The organism is Caulobacter sp. GW822-FHT01G02, from assembly GCF_058802865.1.
The window spans coordinates 415,817-440,149 of the sequence record NZ_JBXAON010000001.1; the positions used below are offsets into that span (position 1 = coordinate 415,817).

The following is a 24,333-nucleotide window of genomic DNA, read 5'->3' on the forward strand; positions in this document are numbered from 1 at the left end:
GGCCTCAGAATCGAACCAGGGTCATCAACCAGCCAAGCGTAACGGCCAGGACGACCAGTCCGGCCAGGGTGACGCCGAAGCAGAGCGCGCTGTTGGCCGGATGTTGTCGGCCGGGCGCGCGGTGATGGTCAAGCAGGGCCATCGTTCGATTTCCTCCATTCGCCCGACGATCTGACGCCGCCGGTGCCGAATATGGAAAGCATGACTCCAAACCCATTCTTCGAATAGGGGCATTTTGACCCATTTCCGGGCGAATTGCGGCTTTCAGAAGAACGCGGGTGTGCGAGGCTTCATCAAACCGACGTCTTACCGTCGCCGACTCGACAAGACCCGCCGCTACGCCGCGCTGAAACTCTCCAGTGCAGGTTGACGATGAAGCTCATGTCCACGGTCGCTTGGGGCGCGCTCGCCCTGGCCCTCTCCAGCCAAGCCCACGCCCAGCAGGCGGCTCAGCAGGCGACCGCCACCGAGGTCGACACCGTCGTCGTCACCGGCACCCGCCGCGTCGATCGCACGGCCTTCGAGTCGGTCGCCCCCGTGGACGTCGTCAGCCAGGAAGCGCTGAAGAACACCGTCTCTGACGAGATCATGGACAAGCTGGCGGCGACGACGCCGTCGTTCAACGTCCAGCGTCTGCCGGCCGCCGACGGCCAGGCCTTCGTGCGCCCGGCCACCCTGCGCGGCCTTTCGCCCGACCAGACCCTGGTGCTGGTCAACGGCAAGCGCCGCCACCGCTCGGCGGTGCTGGGCGGACGCGGCCAGCAGGGTGTCGACCTGGCGTCCCTCGGGACCAGCGGCATCGAGCGCATCGAGGTGCTGCGCGACGGCGCCTCGGCCCAGTACGGCTCTGACGCCATCGCCGGGGTGATCAATATCATCCTCAGCGACAAGACCGGCTTCGACGGCTATGGCCAGTTCGGTCGCTACTATGCCGGCGACGGCGACAAGACCGAGATCGGCGCGCGCTACGGCCTGGCGATCGGCAAGGGCGGCAGCCTGGTCGGCGCGATCGACTACACCAACGCCGAGGCGACCTCGCGCACTCGCCAGCGTCCGGACGCCATCGCCTTCCAGGCCGCCAATCCCAGCATCAAGGTGCCGAACCCCGTACAGCGCTGGGGCCAGCCGGACCGTGAGGTGTGGCGCGGCTCGCTGAACCTGGTCCTGCCGATCAGCGACGCGGTCGAGGCCTACGGCTTCGCCACCTACAGCGACCTGCACGGCGTCACCGACTTCAACTGGCGCAACCCGTCAACCGACACCTCGTACAGGACCAGCCCCGTTTTCCCCGGCTGGTCGCTGAGCCAGATCTATCCGGCCGGCTTCTCGCCGAAGTTCGGCCAGGACGAGACCAACGCCTCGGTCAATGGCGGCCTGCGCGGCGACGCCATGGGCTGGTCGTGGGATCTGTCGGCTGGCTGGGGCAAGGACAAGGTCGACTACTTCCTGAACAACAGCATCAACGCCTCGTTCGGTCCGCAGTCGCCGACCAGCTTCGACGCCGGTGCGCTGATCCAGGAAGAGAAGACGCTGAACTTCGACGCCTCGCGCCCCCTGGACTGGTCAGTCCTGGCCAAGCCGGCCAACCTGGCCCTGGGGTTGGAAGCCCGCAAGGAGACCTACAAGATCCAGGCGGGCGACCGCTATTCGTGGGACGTCGGCCCTGGCGCGCCGGCCGGCCTGCCCAGCGGCTCGAACGGCTTCCCGGGCTACGCGCCCAGCCAGGCCGGAGCGTGGGACCAGACCAGCTACGCGGCCTATGTCGACCTTGACCTGCCGATCACCGACAAGCTGGACGCCGACATCGCCGTGCGCCACGAGGACTTCTCGGAGTTCGGCCAGACCACCGACGGCAAGATCGCCGCGCGCTATGAGTTCACGCCGAACTTCGCCCTTCGCGGCGCGGTCTCGACCGGCTTCCGCGCCCCAACGGCGGGCCAGATCAACAACACCCGCACCTCGCAGGGCCTGAACACCACGACCCTGCTGCTATTCACCTCAGGCCGCCTGTCGCCGATCAATCCGATCTCCGTGGCCCTGGGCGGCAAGCCGCTCGAGCCCGAGGAATCGAAGAACCTTTCGTTCGGCGCGGTCTTCCGCCAGGGCGGCTTCACCGCCTCGGTCGACTACTACCGCATCGAGGTCGACAACCGCTTCGCCGTGTCGCCGAACTTCACCGTGACGCCGGCGCTGCGGGCCCAGTTGGTCGCGGCCGGCGTCCCGGGCGCCGACAGCCTGACGACGGTCAGCTACTTCACCAACTCGTTCGACACCCGCACCCAGGGCGTCGACGTGGTCGGCTCGTGGCGCGGCCAGCTTCTGGGCGGCCGGGCCGGCGTCACGGCGGCCTGGAACTGGAACGACACCAAGGTCACCCGCTCCAAGCTGACCGAGGTCTCGAACCTGGCCCGCATCAATCTGGAAAACGGCCTGCCGCAGAACGCCGCCAACGTGTCGTTCGATTACGCGCGCGGCATCTTCAGCGGCATGGTCCGCGCTCGCTGGTCGGGCGAGTGGACCGACGCCCAGGCCAACGGCGCGGCCGACCTGATTCAGAACTTCGCGGGCAAGACCCTGGTGGACCTGTCGGTCAGCGCCCAGGTCACCGACGCGATCAAGCTGACGGTGGGCGCCGAAAACCTGTTCGACACCTATCCGGACGAGGCGACGTTCCAGGCCTCGCGCGGCCTGATCTATTCGCGCAACGCGCCTTACGACACCGACGGCGGCCTCTGGTACGCCCGCGTGTCGGCGAAGTTCTGACGGGCAAGTCCGCGCGGCGAGGTTGTGTCACGACGCGATCGCATGTCAGATCGCGTCGTGGCTTGAGTGACCGAGGAGTGGCGTGATGAGTCGAAGGATGTCGCGGCGGATATTCGTGACCAGCGTCGCCGCCGCGCCTCTCCTGCTCCGCGCTGGAAGGGCCGTGGCGCTCGGGAGCGCGGCTTGGCTGCACACGGAAACGCGATCCTTCTCCCTGTATGGGCGGGTGAGCGAGCGGGTGCTCACGCAAATGGCGCGGGACCTCGAGGACTTCGATGGGTTGCTCCGGGAGCTACACGGTGTCGACGCGCGGCAGGCCCGGCCGCTGCCGATCTATCTGGTTCCGCGCGACATCGATCTTCGCAAGGTAAGGCCGACCCTGTCGAAGGACATCAGCGGCTTCTACTCCGCATCCGTCGGCGATGTCTTCGCGGTCATGAGCGTGGACGACGGGGAGGAGCGTGGTCGCCGCGTGCTGTTCCACGAGTACACGCATCATTTCATGATGCAGCACGCGCCCGCCGCCTATCCGTCATGGCTGGTCGAGGGTTACGCTGAATACTTCTCGACCGCCCGCTTCAAACCCGACGCTGTCGAGCTGGGCGTCACCAGTCCCCGCATAGCTTGGCTGCGCGGCACGAGCTGGACGCCGTTCGAGGATATTCTGGGGCGGAGGGCCCTCTGGGGCAATCGATCCGACATCGCCGCCTTCTATGCGCAATCCTGGCTCCTCACCCACTACATGATGTCCGATCCTGAGCGACTGGCGCGCCTGGCTCGCTATGCCGAGGCGGTCGCGGCGGGCGGCGATCCGGTGGCCCTGATGTCCGAAGCCGTCGACGCGCCGCTGGATAGGCTGCCGCTCGTGCTTCGTCGCTACATGGACGCCCTGCCGGGGCGCCGGATGTCGCGACCGCCCTCGACGACGACGCCGTCGCCGGTCACGCGTCTGCCCGACTCGGCGGACGATCTGCTGCTCGAGAACCAGCGCCTGAAGATGGGCGTGCCGCCGGACGAGCGTCCGCAAGTCCTGGCCATGATCCGGGATCGAGCCGCGCGCTACTCCGGCGATCGGCTGGCGGACATGACGCTCGCGCGGGCCGAGAACGACTTTGGGGATCGCGCGAAGGCCCAGGCGCTTCTGAAGCGGCGGATCGAGATCGACCCCCGCGACGTGGAGGCCCTGCAGACACTCGGCTGGTCCTGCATGCGGCAGGCGGCGGCGGAGCCGGCCCAGGCGCAGCGCTTGCTGAACGAGGCGCGCGACTGGTTCGGCAAGGGCTTCGCCGTGGATCGCGACAATCCGCTGCTGTTGTTCGACTACGGGATCAGCCGGCGTGGAGAGCCCGGCTATCCCAGCGACAATGTTGTGAACGTGCTGCTGCGCGCTCAGGAATTGGCGCCCCAGGTGGCGCCGTTCCGTATGGCCGCGGCGGACGCCTTGATGCGGCGAGGACGTTTCGACGAGGCGGCCGCCATGGTGCAGCCGGTGTTCAATGATCCGCACGCCGGCCCCGAACGGCTCGAGGCTAAAAGGCGGTTCGACGAGGCCTTGGCGCGTCGGCGACCGACTGATACGCCGTCGGAAGGTGACAAAAAGGGCTGATGGGGCTAGTCCCCGCGCATGAGCTCTTCCCCCGCCGCTGAAGCCGCCCGTCGGCGCACCTTCGCCATCATCAGCCACCCCGACGCCGGCAAGACGACCCTGACGGAAAACCTGCTGCTGGCCGGCGGGGCGATCCGGGCCGCCGGCGCCGTGCGGGCGCGCGGCCAGACCCGCCGCACCCAGTCGGACTGGATGAAGATCGAGCGCGAGCGCGGCATCTCGGTCTCGGCGTCGGTGATGACGTTCGACCACGACGGCCTGATGTTCAACCTGCTGGACACGCCTGGCCACGAAGACTTCTCGGAAGACACCTACCGCACCCTGACGGCCGCCGACGCGGCGATCATGGTGCTGGACGCGGCCAAGGGCATCGAGCCTCAGACCCTGAAGCTGTTCGAGGTCTGCCGCCTGCGCGACATCCCGATCATCACCTTCATCAACAAGATGGACCGTGAGGCGCAGGATCCGTTCGAACTGCTGGACGAGGTCTCGTCCAAGCTGGCCCTGGACCCGGCGCCGCTCTACTGGCCGGCCGGTTCGGGCGGCCGCTTCAAGGGCATGATGGATCTGCGCGGCAAGAAGTTCGTGCCCTATGCCAAGAAGAGCTCGACCGACGAGGAGGGCCACCCTTCCCCCGTCGCCTTCAACTCCAACGCGGTGGTCCAGTACCTGACGCCCGAGGAGCAGGCCGAGGTCGAGGAGGGCGCGATGCTTGTGTCCGAGGCCAGCAAGCCGTTCGACGTGCAGTCGTTCCTGGAAGGCCACATGACGCCGGTGTTCTTCGGCTCGGCCCTGCGCCACTTCGGCGTCTCGGAACTGCTGGCCGGCATTGGCGCCTACGCTCCCGCGCCCAAGCCCGCCGCCGCCACGCGCAACGGCGTGGAGACCCACGTCGCCCCGGGCGACAGCGAGGTGTCGGGCTTCGTGTTCAAGGTCCAGGCGAACATGGACCCCAACCACCGCGACCGGATCGCCTTCCTGCGCCTGACCAGCGGCCGCTTCACGCGCGGCATGAAGCTGAAGGCCCAGAACACCGGCAAGGCCATGAGCGTCAACGCGCCGATCATGTTCTTCGCGTCCGACCGCGAGCTGGCGGAGGACGCCTTCGCCGGCGACGTGATCGGCATCCCCAACCACGGCGTCCTGCGGGTGGGCGACAGCCTGTCCGAGAGCGGGACCCTGCGCTTCGCCGGCCTGCCCAACTTCGCTCCGGAAATCCTGCGTCGCGTGCGGGTCAAGGATCCGCTGAAGGCCAAGCACCTGAAGAAGGCGCTGGAAGGTCTGGCCGAGGAGGGCGTCACCCAGCTGTTCCGTCCGATGATCGGCAGCGATTTCATCGTCGGCGCCGTGGGCCAGCTGCAGTTCGAGGTCATGGCCGATCGCCTGGCCAACGAATACCAGCTGGAGTGCATCTTCGAAGCCAGCCCCTATGCCGAGGCCCGCTGGCTGGGCGGCGACAAGGCCGACGTCGAGGACTTCGTGAACAAGCACAAGTCGGCCATGGGCCAGGACATCGACGAGCAGCCGGTGTTCCTGGGCAAGTCGTCCTGGGAAATCGGCTACGTCGCCGAGCGCTACCCGAAGGTGCGCTTCGAGCGGACGAAGGAACGGGCGTAACCGCTACGCCGCCCTAAAGGGTGGCGTAGTAGTCCAGTTCCGCGTGCTGGGCGTGGTCGCCCAACGCCATCGGCTTGGCGTCCATGACCTCCTTGAACGCGACCTTGAACTTGGCCATCTCCTCGGGCGTGCCGACCGAGACGCGGACGGCGTTGGGCCAGATGGGCCAGGTGCGGCCGATCAGGACGTTCCTGGCCTTCATCGCCGCGAACACCGCCTTGCCGTTGCGGCCGGTGTCGATCATGAAGCAGTTGGTCTGCGGATCGCCGATGACCTTGTAGTTGTTGGCCTTTAGCCAGGCCAGGGTGTCGCGGCGGGTGTCGCCGATGATCTTGCGGCGGGCCGGGACCAGGTCCGAGTCCTCCAGCGAGGCCCGCGCGGCCGCCGAGCCGGTGATCGGCATGGCGTTCTGGCCGAACGGCGTCAGCTTGGCCAGCAGGTCGGGCCGGGCGACGGCGAAGCCGCAGCGGATGCCCGCCATGCCGTAGATTTTCGAGAAGGTCCGCAGGACGATCAGATCCTTGCCAGCGGCCACCAGGTCCAGGGTGTCCTGGGCGTCGGTCAGGTGGATATAGGCCTCGTCGACCAGCAGGATGGAGCCGGCCGGCTTGTTCTCCAGCGCCCAGACGATGTCCTGCTTGGTGGTCAGCGTGCCGGTCGGGTTGTTCGGGTTGCAGATATAGATGACGCCGGCCTGGGCGTCGGCCTTGACCATGGCCTTGACGTCGTGGGCGCAGTCGGCGGTCAGGGGCACCTTCACCACCTTGGCCTGGCTGGTCTTGGCCGCGTACATGCCCGCCTCGTAGGACGGATCGGCGGTGACGAAGCTCTTCGTGGGCGAGGTGAAGGCCAGCACGCTGTAGTGCAGGGGCTCGGACGAGCCGGCATAGACGGCGACGTTCTCGAGCTTGAGGCCGTTCTGGGCGGCGAAGGTTCGCGCCAGCAGGTCGGTCTCGCCGTTCAGGTCGTAGCGCCCACCCAAGGGGGCGACCCGGGCGATCGCGTCGCACGCGGCCTTGCTGGGACCCAGCGGGTTTTCGTTGGCGTTGATCAGCGTCATGCCCGGCGGCGGCGCGTTGGGGCTCTGGCCGTGCAGAGCCATGCCGGATGGCGGCGTGCTCGCCTGGGCGGCCATGGCCAGCTGGGCCTCGGTCAGGATTGGCGCCGCGGCCGCCAGGAAGGCCGCGCTCCGCAGAAAGGATCGGCGCCCCAGCGCCGGCTCGCCAGTCATCCGTTTGGTCATGATCGTTCTCCCCATCGCCCGACAGGCTCAGGACGAACCTCTCCGGCGGCGGGCGCAAGAGGTGGCCGGCGCAAAAGCGCGCCGTGCTCAAGCCGCGAGCACAGCGATGCTTGCCATCGGCGCGGGGGCGCGAAATGAGTGCGGCCCCAGCCGTTCCGGAATCGCGCCATGCCCGCTCCCCTCGCCATCGGTCTCGTGGCCCACGACGACAAGAAGGCCGCTCTGGTCGACTGGGCCGTGGCGCACGAAGGCTATCTCAAGGACAAGGCGCTGTTCGCCACCGGCACGACCGGCGGCCGGATCCTGGACGCGCTGCCGCATCTTGATCTGGTGCGGCTGAAGAGCGGTCCCTTGGGCGGCGACCAGCAGCTCGGGGCGATGATCGCGGAGGGGCGGTTGGACGTGCTGATCTTCTTCGTCGACCCGCTGTCGCCGCAACCGCACGACGTCGACGTCAAGGCGTTGATCCGCATGGCGACCCTGGCGAACATCCCGTTCGCCTGCAATCCGGCGACGGCGGACCTGATCGTGGGCGCCTAGCCTGGGAACTTGAGCAGGTTCGGTCTCGGGATCGCGGCCTTGAAGCTGCCGCGCGACTTGGCCGTGTCCAGCCCGAAATCGGCCCAGGCGTTCAGAAAGCCGTTCGCCGGGGCGGAGGACGGCGTGGGGACCAGTTCCAGAACGGGACGGCCCGCGAGCGCGGCGCGCGCGGCGGCCCAAGCTTCCGGCTCGGCCGTGGCGTAGGCTCCGTCGGACGCCACCAGTTCCGCGGCCAGATCAGGATCGGCGAAGCGCAGGATCACCGGCGTGTCCTTGGGTAGGTCCGAGAGGCAGTCCAGCGCCTCGGCAAGGGCCGTCAGGCTCATCTTCGCGGCGCTGGTGCGCCGCTCGCCGCCAGCCGCGCCCTTGATCGCCGCCGCGCCGGTCTCGCCGTCCAGCCGCCGCACAAAGGACCAGCCGCCATAGCCCGGATCGGGACGGCAGACGCTGGCGATCCACAGGGTGACAGCGGCCATGGGTGGGCTCCAGAAAAGGCGTTCCTGGCCCGGTTCTAGCCTGCTTCGCCGCGAGAAGGGGAGGGCGCCCGTGAACGAAAGGTAAACCAGGGCTTAAATCTTATGGTTAACGTCATTTTCAGTTCAATGAACAAAGTTCTAACAAGTCGCGTCGATCGGCGGCTCTGCTTGTATTCGGCAAAGCAAGAAGTGTGCCAATTCACTACATGTTCAACCAAATTGGCCGAAATTTGAAGCAAGGTGTAAAAATATGGAAAATATTTATGGCTAACGCGCTGTAAACACCTGTTAACCACTTGTTAAAGTCGCTGGCTCCGGTTTTGCTGATTGTGCGTTGAACCTCCGTCGGGCTGTCCCGACGTGGGACGATCCGTAGGCGGAGTGCGCAAGGCGATGTTCGAGTTCGGACGGGATCTAAAGCGGTTGTTTGGTGTGGACGCCGACTCCAAGGGAGCCTGGCGTGAAGGTTTGACCGGCGGGGACACCTCGCTGCTCGAGCTGCTCGACCTGCGCCTGCTGAACAATGAGGCCCGCTCGGCCGACGTGGTCGCCGGCCGGATCGGCGCCAAGGATCGCGGCGCGCGTCTGCTGGAGGCCGCCGTCGTCTGGCGCGAGCTGGCCCGCCGCGGCGGCGACGCCGCCGCGCTGCGCAAGGGCGCGGCCCAGGCCGAGGCCGGCGTGAAGATCTTCGAGGCCGAGCGCCGATCCGAGGCCTTGGCCGCGGCGCGCTGCGAGCAGGCCATTCTGGCCATTCTGGGCGCGGACCTGTTCGGCGACGAGGGCCTGATCGCCGCGGCGTCCGCCACCCTGGCCCGCACGCCGGTCAGCCAGCGCACGCCGCTTTGCAACGCCTTGGCCGCCGGCCTCGAAGGCCGAGCCGCCCTCTCCGAGAACAATGTCGACCGCGCCTTGGCTGCGGTGCAGGCCTATGAGGCGCCGCTGCGCGCTCTGGCGGCCGTCAAGCGGGTGAAGGGCGGTCCGGCCCGCCTGTTGCTGGCCGACCAGCGCGCCGCCCGTATCGAACTGATCCTGGCCTGCGCCGAGCGCCTGAAGGATCGCGCCCTGGCCGAACTGGCCGCGGCCGAAGCCAAGACGGCCGCCAGCGCGCTCGACTCCGACTTCGAACCCCTGGGCTGGGCCCGCCTGGAAGGCCTGCGTGGTCAGGCCCTCGTCCTGCTGGGCGAGCTGGACGGCGAGTTGACCCACATCACCAACGGCGTCGAGGCTCACTTCGCCGCCGTCGACGTGCTGGCGATCGAGCACAGCCCGATGGACTGGGCCCGCGCCGGCGCGTCGCTGGGCGCGGGGCTGCAGGCCCTGGGCGAAGCCTCGACCAGCGAGCGCGCCTTCGAGCAGGCCGTCTCGGCCTATGACCGCGCCACCCAGGTGCTGAAGGCCCAGCCGGCCCTGGCCCTGCGCGCCGTGGTCGCCAACAACCGCGCCCTGTGTCTCGCGCGTTGCGCCGAGCTGACCGCCGATCTCGCGGTGCTGGACGCCGCCGAGATGGCCTTCAAGGCCGAGCTGGCCGCCGCGCCCGGCGGTCGCGATCCGGCCAGCTGGGCCGTGGCCCAGATGAACCTGGCCCGCCTCTACGAGGCCCGGGTCGAGATCACCGGCCGCGACGATGGTCGCCTGGCGCGCGCCGGCGCGGCCCTGGCCAGCGCCTTCGACGTTTTTTCCGAGCTGGGTTTGCGCTCGCTCACGGACTTGGCGGCACAGGGCCTGCAACGGCTGAAGCAGGCTCAGGCCGCCTGATCCGAAACGGAACACTCCCAAAGCGGGAGAAGGGGCGGCGGAAGGCCGGCCAACAAAGATAAGTAAGGGATGAACTCGTGATCGCTTCGCTCGCTCTCGCCGCCGCCGTCGTCGCCACCCCGGCTCAAGCCAAGGCTCCGTCGGACCTGCTGACCCCCGTGTCCGAGCCGCGCGTCGCCGTCGCCCTGCTGAACTGCATGGTCAAGCAGGACGGTCGCCTGACCGCCTGCACCGTGCAGGAAGAGAGCCCGAACGACCTCGGCGTCGGCCAGGCCGCCCTGTCGATGATCTCGCAGACCCAGGTCGACCTGCTGGGTCCGGACGGCAAGAGCCGCGCCGGCTCCTACATCCAGGTCCCGGTGCGGATTCGCATCCGCTAGGCGCGCAGGCGGGGGGGCCCGGCGCCCTTCGTCCTTCATGACGCGGAATAGACGCGACAGCCTGCCCCGAGCCCGGCCAGATTAGGCCGTGGCTTGGAGGGGGCGATGACGGCGGTTGATGCGAACGCGGGAACGACGGTCCCGCCGATCAAAGCCAAGGCGCGGATCCAGGCGCTGGACCTGATCCGCGGCCTGGCCATTCTGGGCATCCTGGCGGTCAACGCCGACGGTTTCGCCGCGCCGATGCTGGGCTCGCTGAACCCGGCCACTTGGCCGTTCCCCCACGAGGGCTGGACGGCGATCGCGTTCTGGATCGTCCAGGCCTTCTTCCACGAGAAGTTCGTCACCCTGTTCTCGATGCTGTTCGGCGTCTCGCTGTTCCTGGTGGGCGGCGAGCTGTCGGACAGGACGCGCGGCAAGTTCCTGGCGCGGCGCCTGGTGGTGCTGCTGGTCCTGGGCATGATCCATGGTTTCGGGATCTGGTGGGGCGACATCCTCACGCTCTACGCCTCGGCCGGCGCGATCATGTTCTTCTGCCGCTCGCTGTCGGCGCGGACGCTGATGATCGTCGGGGTGCTGCTCTACGGCGTCATGACGCTGCAGCACCTGCCGCCCGGCGCCTTGCCGCTCGCGCCGCCCGAGGCGCGGGCCAGGGCCGAAGCGCAACTGACGCCGCCGCCCGCCGCCATCGCCAAGCGCAAGGCCAGGGCCGAGGCCGATCTGGCCGAGGCGAAAGGTTCTTGGGCCGGCGCCTATCGCGTTAACACTAAGGAATACCAGCGGCTGCTGTCAGGCTATCCGCGCCTGCTGCCCTCGACCCTGGGCCTGATGATGATCGGCCTGTCGCTGTTCAAGTCCGGCTTCCTGGCCGGCCGGTCCAGCGCGCGACGCTATGGGGCGATCGCCGCCGTCGGCGCCGTTGGGCTGGCGATCGTGTCGTGGCTGGCCTGGCGCGGCGTCATGGTCGGCGCGCCGATCCTGGGCGGGGAGGTTCTAGGCCGACTGCTGACGCCGTTCATCTCGCTGGCCTATGCCAGCGTGCTGATCCTGCTGCTGAAGGCCGGCGCGGCGGCGGTGCTGTCGCCCCTGGCGGCGGCCGGGCGGATGGCCTTCACCAACTACCTGACCCAGTCGCTGATCATGACCGGCATCTTCTACGGCGGTCGTGGCGCGCTGATGGGGCAGGTCGACCGGCCGGCGCTGTGGGGCATCGTCCTGGCGATCTGGGCGCTGCAACTGACCTGGTCGCCGCTGTGGCTCAAGCGGTTCGAAATGGGGCCTTTCGAGTGGATCTGGCGCTGCCTGACCATGGGCCGCCTGCTGCCAATCCGGAAAGGCGCGGCGGGCGCGGTGGCGGCCTGAGCGCCAAGCCCCCCGCGACCCACCGTCGCGCCCCGCGGTTCCGACCGCCCGGGCGACAACCCCTAACGCCCTGTTAACCATATTTCGCCCATCTTCAGGCCTCGAAACAGCACGGTCAGTACGGCCGATTCCCACGAGGCTTCGCATGACGGGCGCAGAGGTTCTTGATGTCGGCCGGGACGCGATCTGGCTGACGCTTCAGCTGTGCGCCCCGTGCCTGATCGTCGGCCTGGTGATCGGCGTCGCTATCGGCCTGTTCCAGGCCCTGACCCAGATCCAGGAACAGACCCTGGTCTACGCCCCCAAGATCGTCGCCATCTTCGTGTCGCTGCTGATCTTCCTGCCGATGATGGGCGCGCTGATGAGCGGCTTCATGCGCCAGATCGCCGCCCGCATCGCCGGCATGTAGCGCAAGGGCAGGGGCCTTCAGGTGAACTCCTTCGCCACGGCGTTCCAGGTCTATGTCGCCGGCCTCGTCTTCGCGCGGGTCGGGGCCATGGTCATGACCATGCCGGGCATCGGCGAGCAGTCGGTGCCGCCGCGCGTCCGCCTGGCCTTCGCCCTCTTGATGGCCCTGCTGCTGGGGCCGCTGGTGCAGAACACCGCGCCGCCGATCCCGACCACCCTGGGCGGCCTGGTCGGCGGGGTGATCCACGAGATCCTGATCGGCCTGATGATCGGCTCGGTGCTGCGCCTGTTCATGAGCTCGCTGACCACGGCCGGTGAAATCATCTCGATGCAGACCACCCTGTCCTTCGCCCAGAGCGTGAACCCCTCGATGCAGGGATCGAGCACGGCGGTGGCCACCTTCCTGTCGATGATGGGCCTGACCCTGGTGATGGCCACGGGGATGCATCACCTGTTCATCGGCGCGATCGTCAAGTCGTACACGATCTTCCCGTTCACCCGCGCCGTGCCGATCAACGACGCCGTCACCCTGGCGGTGCGGACGGTGGCGCAGTCGTTCTCGCTGGGCATCCAGCTGGCCGCGCCGGTGATCGTGTTCTCGCTGGTCTTCAACCTCGCCACGGGGCTGGTCGGCCGGGTCATGCCCGCCTTCCAGATCTTCTTCGTGACCTCGCCGCTCAGCGTGATCCTGGGCCTGTCCTTGCTGGCGCTGTCGCTGGGCGGCATCGCCATTGTCTGGACCGATCGCTACCGCGAACTCCTGGCCGTGTTCAACTAGGGGCGCGGCATGGCGGAAGATTCAGATCCCGAGTCGAAAACAGAAGAGCCGTCAGCCAAGAAGCTGTCGGACGCTCGGGCCAAGGGCGACGTCGTCAAGTCGGCGGACATCCCGCAGCTGGCCTCGCTGACCGGCGCGGTCTCGGTGATCCTGCTGGCCGGCGGCTGGCTGACGCGCGACCTGGTGAGCGCGCTCTATCCGTTCATCGCCCACGCCGGCACGATCGAGATCTCCAGCGGCGGCGCCGTGCTGATCATGAAGCAGGCGGTGATGGCCGCCCTGCCGCCGCTGCTGCTGGTGATGATCGTCACCGCCACCCTGGGCGTGATCGCCAACGTTTCGCAGACCGGCTTCATGCTGACGCCGGACAAGCTGAAGCCCGATTTCAGCAAGCTGAACGTGCTGAAGGGTCTCACCCGCATCTTCGGCATGGACGGGCTGGTGCAGTTCGCCAAGTCGGTCCTGAAGATCGGCGTCACGGCCTTCATCGCCTGGATGGTGCTGAAGCCCAATGTCGGCGAGGTGCGCAACCTGGTCGGCATGGACGTGTCGCTGCTGATCCCCGAGGCGCTCAAGCTGTCCAAGAAGCTGCTGATCATGGTGATCATCTTCCTGGTCGCCACCGCCGCCTTCGACTACTTCTGGCAGCGGATCCGGTTCATGAACCGGATGCGCATGACCCTCCAGGAGGTCAAGGACGAGTACAAGCAGTCGGACGGCGACCCGCACATCAAGGGCAAGCGCCGCCAGATCCAGATGCAGCGCTCGCGCCAGCGGATGATGCAGGCCGTGCCCAAGGCGACCGTCGTCGTCATGAACCCCACCCACTACGCCGTCGCGCTGAAGTACGAGGCCGGCGAGACCCCCGCGCCGATGTGCGTGGCCAAGGGCGTCGACGAACTGGCCTTGAAGATCCGCGCCCTGGCCGAGGAGCACGGCGTGCCGGTGCTGGAGGATCCGCCCCTGGCCCGCGCCCTCTACGCCAGCGTCGAGGTCGACCAGGAGATCCCGGTCGAGCACTTCGAGGCTGTCGCCAAGGTCATCAGCTTCATCATGAACGGAAAGAAGCCCCAATCGCGGCCCGAGGGGCGCGGCGGGCAGCGTGCGCGTCCTCTATAAGACTCAATTTCCGGAAAACTGACCTAGCTGTCGGGAAAGGCTATTCTTTTCCGATTACAGGTGAGTCGCGGCTTCGCCGTAACAAAGGTAACAATCCCGCCCATGGCCGATTTCCAGCTCCAGGACAAAGCTACGACCGGCGCGCCCCGCCGGCGCTTCGATCCGTGGCTGGCGGGCGCGGCGGTATTCTTCGTGGCCGCGGCGGCGTTCGCCGTGGCGCCGGCGCTGAAGGCCGGGCCGGTGACCCTGGCCGGCCTGCTGCTGCTGCTCGGCGTGGCCGGCGTGGCGATCCTGGGCCTTGTGGCCATCCGGGGCTCGGCGGTGACGGGCGCCGACGTCGACCAGGCCGAGGGCTTCATCGACGCCCTCAGCGAGCCGGCGGCCCTGGCCGCGCCGGACGGTCGTTTGCTGGCCGCCAACCTGTCCTGGCGCGAGGTGATGGGCGACCAGCGCCGCCTGCCCAAGGGCGTGGCCGGCTCCAGCCTGTTCGCCGCCCTGGTCCAGGCCCGCAAGGGCGAGATGGCTCAGGGCGTGCTGCGGGCCAGTGGCGTCGACCATACGGCCAATGTCTCGCGCCTGGCGGGCGGTCGCCTGCTGATCCGTCTGACGCCGATCGTCGAGCTTGAACGCGTGGTCGAGACACTGGCGGCCGCGCCGGTCGCCGAGCGCGTCGCCCCGCCGCCGACCACCCTGGACGCCTTCGCCGGCGCCTCGCCGTTCGGTGCGGCTCTGCTTGAGGGGCTGGATCCCTTCAAGTCGAGGGTGCTGGAGGTCAATCCGGCCCTGACGACCATGACCGGCGGCAAGGCCGGCATGGTGTTCGGAGACCTGATCGATCCGGCCTCGCGCGCCGAGGCCGAGACCCGCCTGAACGAGGGCAAGGCCGGCCCGTTCGAGGTGCGTCTGGCCCGCGATCAGACCCGCATCGCCCATCTCTATCTCTATCGCGCCGAGGGCCGCGTCGTGGCCTACATGATCGACGTGTCCGAGCAGAAGCAGATGGAGCTTCAGCTGGCCCAGTCGCAGAAGATGCAGGCCATCGGCCAGCTGGCCGGCGGCGTCGCCCACGACTTCAACAACCTGCTGACCGCCATCCAGTTGCGCCTGGACGAACTGCTGCACCGTCACCCGGTCGGCGACCCGTCGTACGAGGGCCTGAACGAAATTCGCCAGACGGGGGTGCGCGCCGCCGACCTGGTCCGCAAGCTGCTGGCCTTCTCGCGCAAGCAGACCGTCCAACGCGAAGTGCTGGACCTGGGCGAGCTGATCTCGGAGTTCGAGGTCCTGCTGCGCCGCCTGCTGCGCGAGGATGTCAAGCTGATCACCGACTACGGCCGCGACCTGCCCAAGGTGCGAGCCGACAAGAGCCAGCTCGAGACGGCGGTCATGAACCTGGCCGTCAACGCCCGCGACGCCGTTCGCGCGGCCAAGGGCGGCGGCATCGTGCGCATCCGCACGGCGCGCCTGACCCGCGACGAAGCCATCGGTCTGGGCTTCCCGGCCGCCGAGAGCGACGTCGCCTTCATCGAGGTGTCGGACGACGGTCCGGGTATCCCGCCCGACGTGATGGGCAAGATCTTCGACCCGTTCTTCACCACCAAGCCGGTGGGCGAGGGCACCGGTCTCGGCCTGGCCACGGTCTATGGCATCGTCAAGCAGAGCGATGGCTGGATCCACGTCCACAGCCGTCCGGGCGAGGGCGCGGCCTTCCGCATCTTCCTGCCGATCTACGACGCTCCGGCCGGCGCGGCCGCCGTCCAAGTCGCCGCCGAGCCGGTGAAGCCGCGCGCCGCCCGCGACCTGTCGGGCGCCGGCCGCATCCTGTTCGTCGAGGACGAGGACGCCGTCCGCAGCGTAGCCGCCCGCCTGCTGCGCGCGCGCGGCTACGAGGTGCTGGAGGCCGCCGACGGCGAGGAGGCCCTGCTGATCGCCGAGGAGCACGCCGGCACGATCGACCTGCTGATCTCCGATGTGATCATGCCCGGCATCGACGGCCCGACCTTGCTGAAGAAGGCCCGCGGCTATCTGGGCAATGCGCCGGTGATGTTCATCTCCGGCTATGCCGAGGCCGAGTTCAGCGATCTGCTGGAAGGCGAGACGGGCGTGACTTTCCTGCCCAAGCCGATCGACATCAAGACCCTGGCCGAGCGGGTCAAGCAGCAGCTGCAGGCCGCTTGAGGCTCCTTGGTCGCTCACCTATCGCGGAGCGACCGAGGCCTTGGCCGGCAGGAACTTGGAATTGCGCACCAGGGCCGCGCTGACCAGGGCGACCAGCAGGCCGACGGGGAAGATCTCGGCCATGGTCATAGGTATGCGGAACAGTGGGTTGGCGTAGCTCGCCTTCATCTGCTCCATCTGTGCGACGGCCTTCGCATAGTCCGCGCCGCTGATCCCGGCGGCCTTCTTTTGGGCCAGCATGCTGGCCGTGTACTCGTCCATGAAGCGGTAGTGGGTGATGGCCAGATAGACCTCCCAGACGGCGGCGTAGGCGATGGTCGCCACGACCGCGACGCCGAGGCCGATCAGGAAGGCCGGCCAGAACCTGATGACCCCGCCCAACGCCTTGTCGCGGTGCGACTTCACGGCCAGCAGGATCGCCGACAGGCAGATCAGCATGATCAGGTAACCTAGCCAGACGCTGCCGTGCGAATGGCCGCCGGGGTTGAAGACGATCGTCGCCAGGATCCCCAGCAGGATGATGACGCCCGAGATCAGGCCGTAGGTCAGGATGGTGCGTGTCATGGGATTCCTCCTCCGCGCCGCCCCTGCGACGCGTCCCGAAGCTGCCGTCGTCGTGCCCGCGACGGTATCGCCCGAAAGGGTTAGATCGACAGTTTCGCCCTACAGGGCGGCGGTCAAGCTAGGGGATCAGCGCCAGATCCCGGGCCTTGCCGATCGCCTGGGTGCGACGGCTGACCTCCAGCTTGGCGTAGAGGTTGGCGACGTGAGTCTTGACCGTGTTGGGCGAGAGGCCGAGGTCCCGGGCGATCTCCTTGTTGGAGCGGCCCGCCGCCAGGCGCTCCAGCACCTTCACCTCCTGGCCCGTCAGGCCCAGGGCGGCGAGGGCCGCGTGGTTACGCTGGAAGCTCTCGGGCCGCGCCCGCGCCGCCAGCTTCCAGCCGACCCAGACACCGCCGGCCGCGAAGGCCGCGCCGATCAGGCCGACATAGATTTGCCAGGAGAAGGCGCGGGCCACGAACCGGTACTCCAGCCACTGCAGCGCGAACGCGCCCAGCGCCAGGACCAGCGCCCACAGGAGGATCGTGCGGATCATCTCCCCCCGCATGATCCGGTTCAGCCTAGACGCGCCTTGGCCTCGGGCGGGGCGACCTGGTCGAACAGGATCTTCAGATGCTGGTCCTTGGCGTGGTCGTTGTGCAGCTCCCACGCCAGCGAGACCGGCAGGCGCAGGCGGCTGCCGTCGGGCAGACGGGCGATCAGCACGCGCCAGGAGAAGCCCTCGCCAGGATCGCCCAGTGGGTCCTGGAACTCGACCAGGGCCGGATCGCGCAGGCGGAAGCGTCGTTCGGGATGAGCCTCGAACCAGGCGCGGTCGGCCTCCGCGGTCGGATCCTTGATGACTTTGGCGGTGACTTTGCGAACCATGGACGCGTCCTAGCACCGGATGCGGAAACTTCCCATCGTGCGTCCATGAGGACCGTGGTCGAACAGCTGGGCCTGGAGCCCGTCTAGGAGAGGACGGCGTTGGCCGCCGGACTTTGGGAGAAGTCCAGCGGCCCTCGCGCTAGAAGCCGAAGCGCGCCCCGATCCGCAGGCCGCCGCCCTGTCGACCGCCGCCGTAGTCGCCGCCAGCCTCCGCGAAGGTGATCATGCCGCCAGCGGACCGGTAGCTGACGCCGACGGTGACTTGGCCAAAGGTGCGGCCGCCGTCCTTCGACAGGTGCTCGCTCTCACCGCCGCTGACCAGGGTGAGGCCGTTCTTGACCGTGAAGTCGTGGACCACGAACGCCGCGCCATAGGTGGTCAGGGCGCCGCCCAGCAAGTCGTTCCGCGCCGCGCCGCGCAGGCCGGCCCTGGCGGTGAAGCCAGTGGCGTGATCGAAGTCCAGGCGCTGGCCCAGGGTCTCCATGTCGTCGAGGCGCGTGCTGACATAGTTGACGCCCAGCAGCGTCTCATAGGCCAGATCGCCGTCGCCGAACCGATGGCCGGTCTCGACCTGGGCGCCGTAGGCGGTCCCGTCGAACTTGGCGTCGATGCCGTCGACATCGTTGCGCGCCTTGATCGACTGGCGGTCGGCCTTGGCCAGGGCGTTGAGGAAGAAGCCGCCCTGGGTCAGGGCGACATAGCCGCCGAAATTGACAACCCTAAGCTTGACCTCCTGGCCCGCGACGCCGCTGAACCGCATCTTCGCGTCGGCGTAGCCACCGGTCAGGCCCAAGGCGATGCGTCCGTCGTCCAGGCCGGCGTTGAGCAGGTCCAGACCCATCTGGCCGCCATAGGTGGTCTGCTCGTAGTCGACGGCGACCTCGCGCTGGGCCGACGCGGCGACATCGTCATCGCGGTCCTGCCGTCCGCCATAGGACTGCCCCCACAGGCCCGCGCCGTTGGCGGCGGAGCCGGCGTCGCGCAGGCTGGCCACATGCGCGCTCCAGGCGTCAGCCGATTGGCGCCAGACGGACCCGGCGCCCTCGGAGATCTTCAGCGCTTCATAGGTCCTTTGACCCGCCACGCCCTTCAGGCGGTAGGTGGCGGTCTTCGCGTCGAAGAGCAGGCCGTAGCGGATCAGACCGATCTCGTAGTTCTCGATGCGGAAGGCGTCCGCCTTCGAGTCCGCGCCGGCCTGGATCAGGATGGGGCCCTTGTCGCCGGTGAGGACGGCGGTCTTCGCCGAAACGCCGCCCAGGAGAATCTGCGTGCTGCCGTTGGCGACGTCGCCGACGACAAGCATGTCGGCGCCGTTCGGCCCGACATCGAGGCCCAGGCGCGCCTTGCTGGTGGCCCCGTTATAGTCGCCTGAAAGCGTCAGGACGTCGCCGACATGGCCGTTGCGCAGGTCGATCAGGCCCTGGTTCTTGAGGGCGTCGAGCGACAGCAGGGACACTTTCACGGGGGCCGTCGCGCCGGCGCCGACCGTGATGACGTCGTTGTTCACCAGCGCGTCGGAGCCGGCGAGGAAATCGACGTCCGCGGTAAGGTCGACGGGACCGTTGTTGGTGACCTCGTCGTCACCGTCCGTGAGCGGCTTGTCGCCGAAGATCGGGCTGGCCTTGGACGGATCGTCGGCATGGGCGGCGACGGGCGACAGCAGCAGCATGGGGGCGAGGATGGCCGAGAGCGCGGTCGACGCGCGGAATCGGCCCGTGGCCGGCGTGAGCGCGCCAGCCCGGTGAGCAGAACTCAACACTTACTTGGACTCCGTAAGCGATCGCGCCCCCGCGACGCCGCGGAACCTATGGGGCGCGACGGCCCGGATCAAGCTGAAGTTTCGTAAAAACTGTACAAGGGTTACCGGCGCCGCTCCAGCACCATGATCGGCGAGCCCCTGAACGTCGCGTGGGTCTTCAGCGTGAAGCCGACCTTGGCGGCCAGGGCCAGGGAGGCGGCGTTTTCGGGGTCGATGATGCAAGGCACGACCGGCGGGGCAAGGGTCTCGTCGATCCAGGCCAGGCCCGCGCGGACCGCCTCCGTACCGAAGCCCTGACCGTGCGACCAGGCCGACAGCACCCAGCCCATCTCCGGCAGGCCGTACAGGCTGGGCTGGATATCGCGGCGCAGGTCGGCGAAACCCACCTCGCCGACATAGCGGCCGGTCGAGGTCTCGCGCACCGCCCAGTAGCCGAAGCCCAGCACCTCCCACAGGCCCCGGGCCCGCATCAGCCGCGTCCAGGTCTCCTCGTCGGTGAACGGTCGGGCGCCCACGTGGCGGACCACCACGGGATCGGCCCACATGTCGCGGCTGTCCTCGAAGTCGCTGAGTGTCGGAGGCGCCAGGGTCAGGCGGGCGGTGGTCAGGGTCGGGGCGGGCATCGCGGCTCTGAGTTTGCGTCGAACAATGAGCAAGCTACACCGGCGCGCAGAGTAGGGAAGACCATGACCACGCCGGAAGACGCCATCGCCGCCCGCCGCAAGCTGACCAACAAGCTGATCGCCGCCAAGGACGCCGCGCGCCTGCGGCCGTTCTTCGATCCGCGCGTCACCCTGATCGCCGGCGACGGCTCGCTGCTGCTGGGGGCCGAGGACGTGCTGGCCGCCTTCGCCAGCCAGTTCGCCGAAAAGGGCTTCGGGGCCTACGTCCGCACGACGGAAGAGATCCGCCTGAACGCCGAAGGGACCCGCGCCGCCGAGCGCGGCCGCTGGGTCGGCCAATGGAAGGACGCCCCCGAGCAGTCGGGGACCTATCTGGCCACCTGGAAGAAGGTCACCGGCCAGTGGGTGATCGAGAACGAGCTGTTCGTCACGCTTGCCTGACGCGCGCGCAATCGTGGCTGGATTTCGCCGGATGACTCGGAATTAATTTCGCTAAGGCCGGGCAGGGGCCTACGCCTTCGCCCTCAAATCTGGTCCTGGGGAGGAAAAGCCTTGCTCAACCGTCGTCACATGATGTTCGCCACCGCCGCGGCCGGCTTCGCCGCCACCGGCGGCCTTCCGTCCCTGGCCTTCGCCCGCGAAGGCGAGGTCGCCAAGCTTAACGCCCTGTTCGACGAGATCATGGCCAAGCAGCTGCGCCAGTCGCCCGAGACGGCGACCGGCCTGGGCCTGGACAGCGGCGAGCTGGCCTGGACCAAGGGTCTGCTCAGCGACCGCTCGTTCGCCGCCATCAAGGCCGGCGCGGCCCAGACGTCCCAGCAACTTGCGGCCCTGCGCGGCATCGACCGCCGCGCTCTGAAGGGCATGGACGCCGCCAACTACGACACCGTCGAGTTCGTGCTGGCGGTGCAGGACGAGGGCAACAGGAAGTTCACCTACGGCGGCGGCGGTTCGGGCGCGCCTTACGTCCTCAGCCAGCTGACCGGCAGCTACCAGCAGATGCCGGATTTCCTGGACACCCAGCACAGCATCGAGACCAAGGCCGACGCCGACGCCTATCTGTCACGCATGGAGGGCTTCGCCCGCCTGATGGATCAGGAAAGCGCGATCGCGAAGCAGGACTTCGCCGACGGCGTGATCCCGCCGGACTTCATCATCGACAAGACCCTGGTCCAGATGAAGGCCTTCGCCGACACCCCGACGGCCGACGCGCCGCTGGTCAAGTCGATCGCGCGCCGGACGAAAGAGAAGAACATTGGGGGCGACTGGGCCGCCGAGGCCTCGCGGATCTACGAAGGCTCGGTCCTGCCGGCTCTAAAGCGCCAGATCGCCCTGCTGGAGAGCGTCCGTGGCAAGGCCACCCACGACGCCGGCGTGTGGCGCCTGAAGGACGGCGGCGACTACTACGCCGTGTCGCTGAAGAACTACACGACCTCGGACCTGAAGCCGGACGAGATCCACCAACTGGGCCTGGACCTGGTGAAGTCGATCAACGCCGAGGCCGACAAGCTCTTCAAGAGCATCGGCATGACCAAGGGCACGGTCGGCGAGCGCCTGGCCAAGCTGGGCGAGGACATCTATCCGAACACTGACGCGGCCAAGGAACAGCTGATCAAGGATCTGAACGAAAAGGCCGCCTGGATCCAGAAGCAGCTGCCGGCCTATTTTGGCGCCCTGCCCAAGGCGCCGTTGGAGATTCGTCGCGTGCCCAAGGCCATCGAGGCGGGCGCGCCGGGCGGCTACTACAACTCGCCTTCGCTCGACGGCAAGCGCCCGGGCATCTACTGGATCAACCTGCGCGACACCAAGGAGCAGGCCAAGTACACCCTGACCACCCTGACGGTGCACGAGGGCGTCCCGGGTCACCACCTGCAGCTGTCGATCTCGAACGAGGCCAAGGGCCTGCCCATGATCCGCAAGATCATCGGCTTCTCGGGCTACACCGAGGGCTGGGCGCTCTATTCCGAGCAGTTAGCCGTCGAGATGGGCATCTACAAGACCGATCCGCGCGGTCAAATCGGCATGCTGCACGACGCCCTGTTCCGCGCCGTCCGCCTCGTGGTCGACACCGGCATGCACTACAAGAAGTGGAGCCGCGAGCAGGCCGTGAAGTACATGGCCGAGACCATGGGCGACGAGGAGAGCGGCGCGATCACCGAGATCGAACGCTACGTCGTGTGGCCGGGTCAGGCCTGCAGCTACATGATCGGCAAGATCGTCTGGCTGCGCGCCCGGGCCAAGGCCCAGAAGGCGCTCGGCAAGAAGTTCGACATCCGCGAGTTCCACGACGCGGGCCTGCTCTCGGGCATGACCCCGCTGACCACACTGGAACGCGTGATCGACGACTACATCGTCAGCAAGGGCGGCAAGGCCTGAGCTAGCTGGAAATCTCCTCCCCCCCCCCAGGCGGGGGAGGAGGGTTATGGTCTACCCCCAGCTCTCCGACGCTCCTGTCCGGCGGGCCACCGCGGCGACCGCGGGGGTGGGGCGCAAGGGCGGGCTCGGCTTGTCGGCTGGCTTGCCATAGAGCCAGCCCTGGGCGAAGTCGACGCCGGCCGCGCGGACGATATCGGCCACCTCTACCGTCTCGACCATCTCGGCCACGGTGCGGATCTTCAAATCCTGGCACAGCTCGACCAGACGACGCACCAGGGCGCCATCGCGCCCATTGTCGGCCAACTCGCGGACATAGCGGCCGTCGATCTTGACGATGTCGAGCGACAGCTGCTGCAGATAGGCGAACGACGACGAGCCCGCGCCGAAGTCGTCCAGGCAGACCATCGAGCCCAGGCTGCGCAGGCCTTGGATATGACGGTTGGCGCGCGGCAGGTCGTCGATCGCGGCCGTCTCCGTGACCTCGAAGATCAGCCGGCCCTTGGCTTCGTCGTGCTTGGACAGCAGGCGGCCGACGTGGTCGACGAAGGTCTCGTTGACGATCGTTCGTCCCGAGACGTTCACCGCCAGCTTCAGCTTCCGGTCCTGGTCGTTGGACAGCTTCTTCACCGCCTGTTCGACGATGGCGTGGTCCAGCTCCTCGATCAGGTCGAATTCCTCGGCCATGCGGATCAGGGCGAACGGGCTGCCGCCGTCCTCGAAGCGCACCAGCACCTCGTGATGGTGCGCCTGACCGGTCATCAGCGACACGACCGGCTGGTAGGCGAGGTTGAAGCGGCGCTGGCTGACAGCCACGCCCAGGGCGCCGGCGCGGGCCAGGGTGCGCTTCACGGACCGGTTCATCGCCTCCGACAGCGTCATCGGCGGCATGTCCTTCAGGCCCTCGCGCAGGAAGTCGTCGAGGGCGTAGCGAAGCGCGCGAAGCGCGCGGGCCGAGCTGCCGCCGGCCTCCAGGGGCACGATGTGGGCGCGGGCCTCGGTGCTGACCATGCGGGTCAGGCGCTTGATCATGTTGTCCGGACGGTCGTCGCGGGTGCGCAGCAGGGCGAAACGATCGGGCGACAGCTGGGTGGCGGCCGAACCGCCATGTGACTCGGCGCGGACGGCGCTGGCCACGCGCATGTCGAGGGCGACCGCCTCACCGGGCGGCAGGCCGTCACGCATCGTCTCCAGGCCGGCGAACTCGACCATGGCCAGTTCCAGCTCCAGGCCTGTGACGCGGGCGGCCTCGAACAGACCCTTGGCGATGTCGTCAAATGACTCGCGGGGATGCAGCGTACCGGCCGTCAGCGGCGGACCGGCCGACTGGGCGGCGGTGACGGCCAGCGAGACCCGGCCGTCGTTCTCGGGCAGGGCGCGCAGGATCACGCGGACGTGGCGGTTTCCGGGACCACCGAGGCGCAGCACCACCGGACCACGGCGCACGCCGTCGTCGGCGCAGTTCAGCATGGCGTCCATCAACGGCTGGTCATCGGGGTGGAACAGGTGCGGCCACACCTTGCCGGTCAGCCCCGCCTCGCTTTGGCCCATGACCTTCTGCGCGGCGCCCAGCACCAGGCGCACGCGGCCGTTTTGCAGTTCGACGAGGAGATCGGCGCTGGCGAACGCCAGGCCCAGAAGGCGACGCGGATCGATAGACAAGTCGGTAGTCCCCCCAGAAAACCGGGCCCCCAAGAAGCGGCGAAGCTGGCATGACGGGACTTAAAGAGCCGTTTCGGGCAGGGACGGGCGACCTCATATCCGGTTATCGCCGGTGCGACACTATAACCTACGACAGAAACGGTCGTTTCTATGGAGGAGAACATCTTGCGAACATGGAACAAAGGGCGTACGACTTGATCATGTTCCACAGGTCGTTGGGACGCGGCGCGGGAAGCGCCGATCGGGCGACCGGAATCATGGGA

Annotated in this window: 22 protein-coding genes; 13 read left to right on the plus strand and 9 right to left on the minus strand. The window is 68.0% G+C overall.

The window, feature by feature from the left end; translation table 11 throughout:
• Window positions 1-4: 4 nt before the first annotated feature.
• Complete coding sequence (locus AC1RNC_RS01865) at window positions 5-142, minus strand: hypothetical protein (RefSeq protein ID WP_492835127.1); 138 nt, start codon at window positions 140-142, stop codon at window positions 5-7.
• Between the two features lie 239 nt (window positions 143-381).
• On the opposite strand from AC1RNC_RS01865, the gene AC1RNC_RS01870 reads away from it, so the two are divergent.
• The 3 genes from AC1RNC_RS01870 (at window position 382) to AC1RNC_RS01880 (ending at window position 5,986) form a co-directional block, all read left to right on the plus strand.
• Window positions 382-2,763: a TonB-dependent receptor gene (locus AC1RNC_RS01870; protein WP_492883247.1), complete on the plus strand. Its 2,382-nt coding sequence runs from the start codon at window positions 382-384 to the stop codon at window positions 2,761-2,763.
• Between the two features lie 115 nt (window positions 2,764-2,878).
• Window positions 2,879-4,369 carry a DUF1570 domain-containing protein gene (locus AC1RNC_RS01875; RefSeq protein WP_492883249.1) on the plus strand — a complete coding sequence of 497 codons (1,491 nt, stop codon included), beginning with the start codon at window positions 2,879-2,881 and terminating at the stop codon, window positions 4,367-4,369.
• Window positions 4,370-4,387: 18 nt separating this feature from the next.
• Complete coding sequence (locus AC1RNC_RS01880) at window positions 4,388-5,986, plus strand: peptide chain release factor 3 (RefSeq protein WP_492883251.1); 1,599 nt, start codon at window positions 4,388-4,390, stop codon at window positions 5,984-5,986.
• Between the two features lie 13 nt (window positions 5,987-5,999).
• Here AC1RNC_RS01880 and AC1RNC_RS01885 read toward each other — a convergent pair whose 3' ends face one another.
• Complete coding sequence (locus tag AC1RNC_RS01885; RefSeq protein ID WP_492883253.1) at window positions 6,000-7,229, minus strand: pyridoxal phosphate-dependent aminotransferase; 1,230 nt, start codon at window positions 7,227-7,229, stop codon at window positions 6,000-6,002.
• A 168-nt stretch (window positions 7,230-7,397) separates the two neighbouring features.
• Here AC1RNC_RS01885 and AC1RNC_RS01890 point away from each other — a divergent pair, with 168 nt between their 5' ends.
• Window positions 7,398-7,769 carry a methylglyoxal synthase gene (locus AC1RNC_RS01890; RefSeq protein WP_492883255.1) on the plus strand — a complete coding sequence of 124 codons (372 nt, stop codon included), beginning with the start codon at window positions 7,398-7,400 and terminating at the stop codon, window positions 7,767-7,769.
• On the opposite strand, the gene AC1RNC_RS01895 is transcribed toward AC1RNC_RS01890, so the two are convergent.
• Window positions 7,766-8,245 carry a ribonuclease H family protein gene (locus AC1RNC_RS01895; RefSeq protein WP_492883257.1) on the minus strand — a complete coding sequence of 160 codons (480 nt, stop codon included), beginning with the start codon at window positions 8,243-8,245 and terminating at the stop codon, window positions 7,766-7,768. The genes AC1RNC_RS01890 and AC1RNC_RS01895 overlap by 4 nt on opposite strands.
• 381 nt (window positions 8,246-8,626) lie before the next feature.
• Between AC1RNC_RS01895 and AC1RNC_RS01900 the strand changes: the two genes are divergently transcribed.
• The 7 genes from AC1RNC_RS01900 to cckA all read left to right on the plus strand — a co-directional run bounded on the left by AC1RNC_RS01900 (window position 8,627) and on the right by cckA (window position 16,225).
• Complete coding sequence (locus AC1RNC_RS01900; protein WP_492883259.1) at window positions 8,627-10,000, plus strand: hypothetical protein; 1,374 nt, start codon at window positions 8,627-8,629, stop codon at window positions 9,998-10,000.
• A gap of 77 nt (window positions 10,001-10,077) precedes the next feature.
• Window positions 10,078-10,380, plus strand: coding sequence for a hypothetical protein (locus AC1RNC_RS01905; RefSeq protein WP_492835112.1), 303 nt, complete (start codon window positions 10,078-10,080; stop codon window positions 10,378-10,380).
• 105 nt (window positions 10,381-10,485) lie between these two features.
• Complete coding sequence (locus tag AC1RNC_RS01910) at window positions 10,486-11,742, plus strand: DUF418 domain-containing protein (RefSeq protein WP_492883261.1); 1,257 nt, start codon at window positions 10,486-10,488, stop codon at window positions 11,740-11,742.
• Window positions 11,743-11,887: 145 nt separating this feature from the next.
• Complete coding sequence (gene fliQ / locus AC1RNC_RS01915; RefSeq protein ID WP_099580251.1) at window positions 11,888-12,151, plus strand: flagellar biosynthesis protein FliQ; 264 nt, start codon at window positions 11,888-11,890, stop codon at window positions 12,149-12,151.
• Window positions 12,152-12,172: 21 nt separating this feature from the next.
• Window positions 12,173-12,928, plus strand: a complete 756-nt coding sequence (gene fliR, locus AC1RNC_RS01920; RefSeq protein WP_492883263.1) for a flagellar biosynthetic protein FliR — start codon at window positions 12,173-12,175, stop codon at window positions 12,926-12,928.
• 9 nt (window positions 12,929-12,937) lie between these two features.
• Window positions 12,938-14,047 carry a flagellar biosynthesis protein FlhB gene (gene flhB / locus AC1RNC_RS01925; protein WP_492883265.1) on the plus strand — a complete coding sequence of 370 codons (1,110 nt, stop codon included), beginning with the start codon at window positions 12,938-12,940 and terminating at the stop codon, window positions 14,045-14,047.
• A 102-nt stretch (window positions 14,048-14,149) separates the two neighbouring features.
• On the plus strand, window positions 14,150-16,225 hold the full coding sequence (cckA, locus tag AC1RNC_RS01930) for a cell cycle histidine kinase CckA (protein ID WP_492835104.1): 2,076 nt from the start codon (window positions 14,150-14,152) through the stop codon (window positions 16,223-16,225).
• Window positions 16,226-16,243: 18 nt separating this feature from the next.
• On the opposite strand, the gene AC1RNC_RS01935 is transcribed toward cckA, so the two are convergent.
• The 5 genes from AC1RNC_RS01935 to AC1RNC_RS01955 all read right to left on the minus strand — a co-directional run bounded on the left by AC1RNC_RS01935 (window position 16,244) and on the right by AC1RNC_RS01955 (window position 20,035).
• On the minus strand, window positions 16,244-16,789 hold the full coding sequence (locus tag AC1RNC_RS01935) for a DUF4199 domain-containing protein (RefSeq protein ID WP_492883267.1): 546 nt from the start codon (window positions 16,787-16,789) through the stop codon (window positions 16,244-16,246).
• A gap of 118 nt (window positions 16,790-16,907) precedes the next feature.
• Window positions 16,908-17,321, minus strand: coding sequence for a response regulator transcription factor (locus AC1RNC_RS01940; RefSeq protein WP_492883269.1), 414 nt, complete (start codon window positions 17,319-17,321; stop codon window positions 16,908-16,910).
• A gap of 20 nt (window positions 17,322-17,341) precedes the next feature.
• Window positions 17,342-17,653, minus strand: a complete 312-nt coding sequence (locus AC1RNC_RS01945; RefSeq protein WP_492883271.1) for a hypothetical protein — start codon at window positions 17,651-17,653, stop codon at window positions 17,342-17,344.
• A 139-nt stretch (window positions 17,654-17,792) separates the two neighbouring features.
• On the minus strand, window positions 17,793-19,412 hold the full coding sequence (locus AC1RNC_RS01950; protein ID WP_492883273.1) for an autotransporter domain-containing protein: 1,620 nt from the start codon (window positions 19,410-19,412) through the stop codon (window positions 17,793-17,795).
• Window positions 19,413-19,513: 101 nt separating this feature from the next.
• Window positions 19,514-20,035: a GNAT family N-acetyltransferase gene (locus tag AC1RNC_RS01955; RefSeq protein ID WP_492883275.1), complete on the minus strand. Its 522-nt coding sequence runs from the start codon at window positions 20,033-20,035 to the stop codon at window positions 19,514-19,516.
• 63 nt (window positions 20,036-20,098) lie between these two features.
• On the opposite strand from AC1RNC_RS01955, the gene AC1RNC_RS01960 reads away from it, so the two are divergent.
• Window positions 20,099-20,476 (plus strand): nuclear transport factor 2 family protein, encoded by a 378-nt coding sequence (locus AC1RNC_RS01960; protein WP_492883277.1) that lies wholly within the window; start codon window positions 20,099-20,101, stop codon window positions 20,474-20,476.
• Between the two features lie 111 nt (window positions 20,477-20,587).
• The gene (locus tag AC1RNC_RS01965) at window positions 20,588-22,411 is read left to right on the plus strand and encodes a DUF885 domain-containing protein (protein ID WP_492883279.1); all 1,824 of its coding nucleotides are present in this window, start codon (window positions 20,588-20,590) and stop codon (window positions 22,409-22,411) included.
• A 51-nt stretch (window positions 22,412-22,462) separates the two neighbouring features.
• Here the strand turns inward: AC1RNC_RS01965 and AC1RNC_RS01970 are convergent, their stop codons facing one another.
• Window positions 22,463-24,070 carry an EAL domain-containing protein gene (locus AC1RNC_RS01970; RefSeq protein WP_492883281.1) on the minus strand — a complete coding sequence of 536 codons (1,608 nt, stop codon included), beginning with the start codon at window positions 24,068-24,070 and terminating at the stop codon, window positions 22,463-22,465.
• Window positions 24,071-24,333 lie beyond the last annotated feature (263 nt).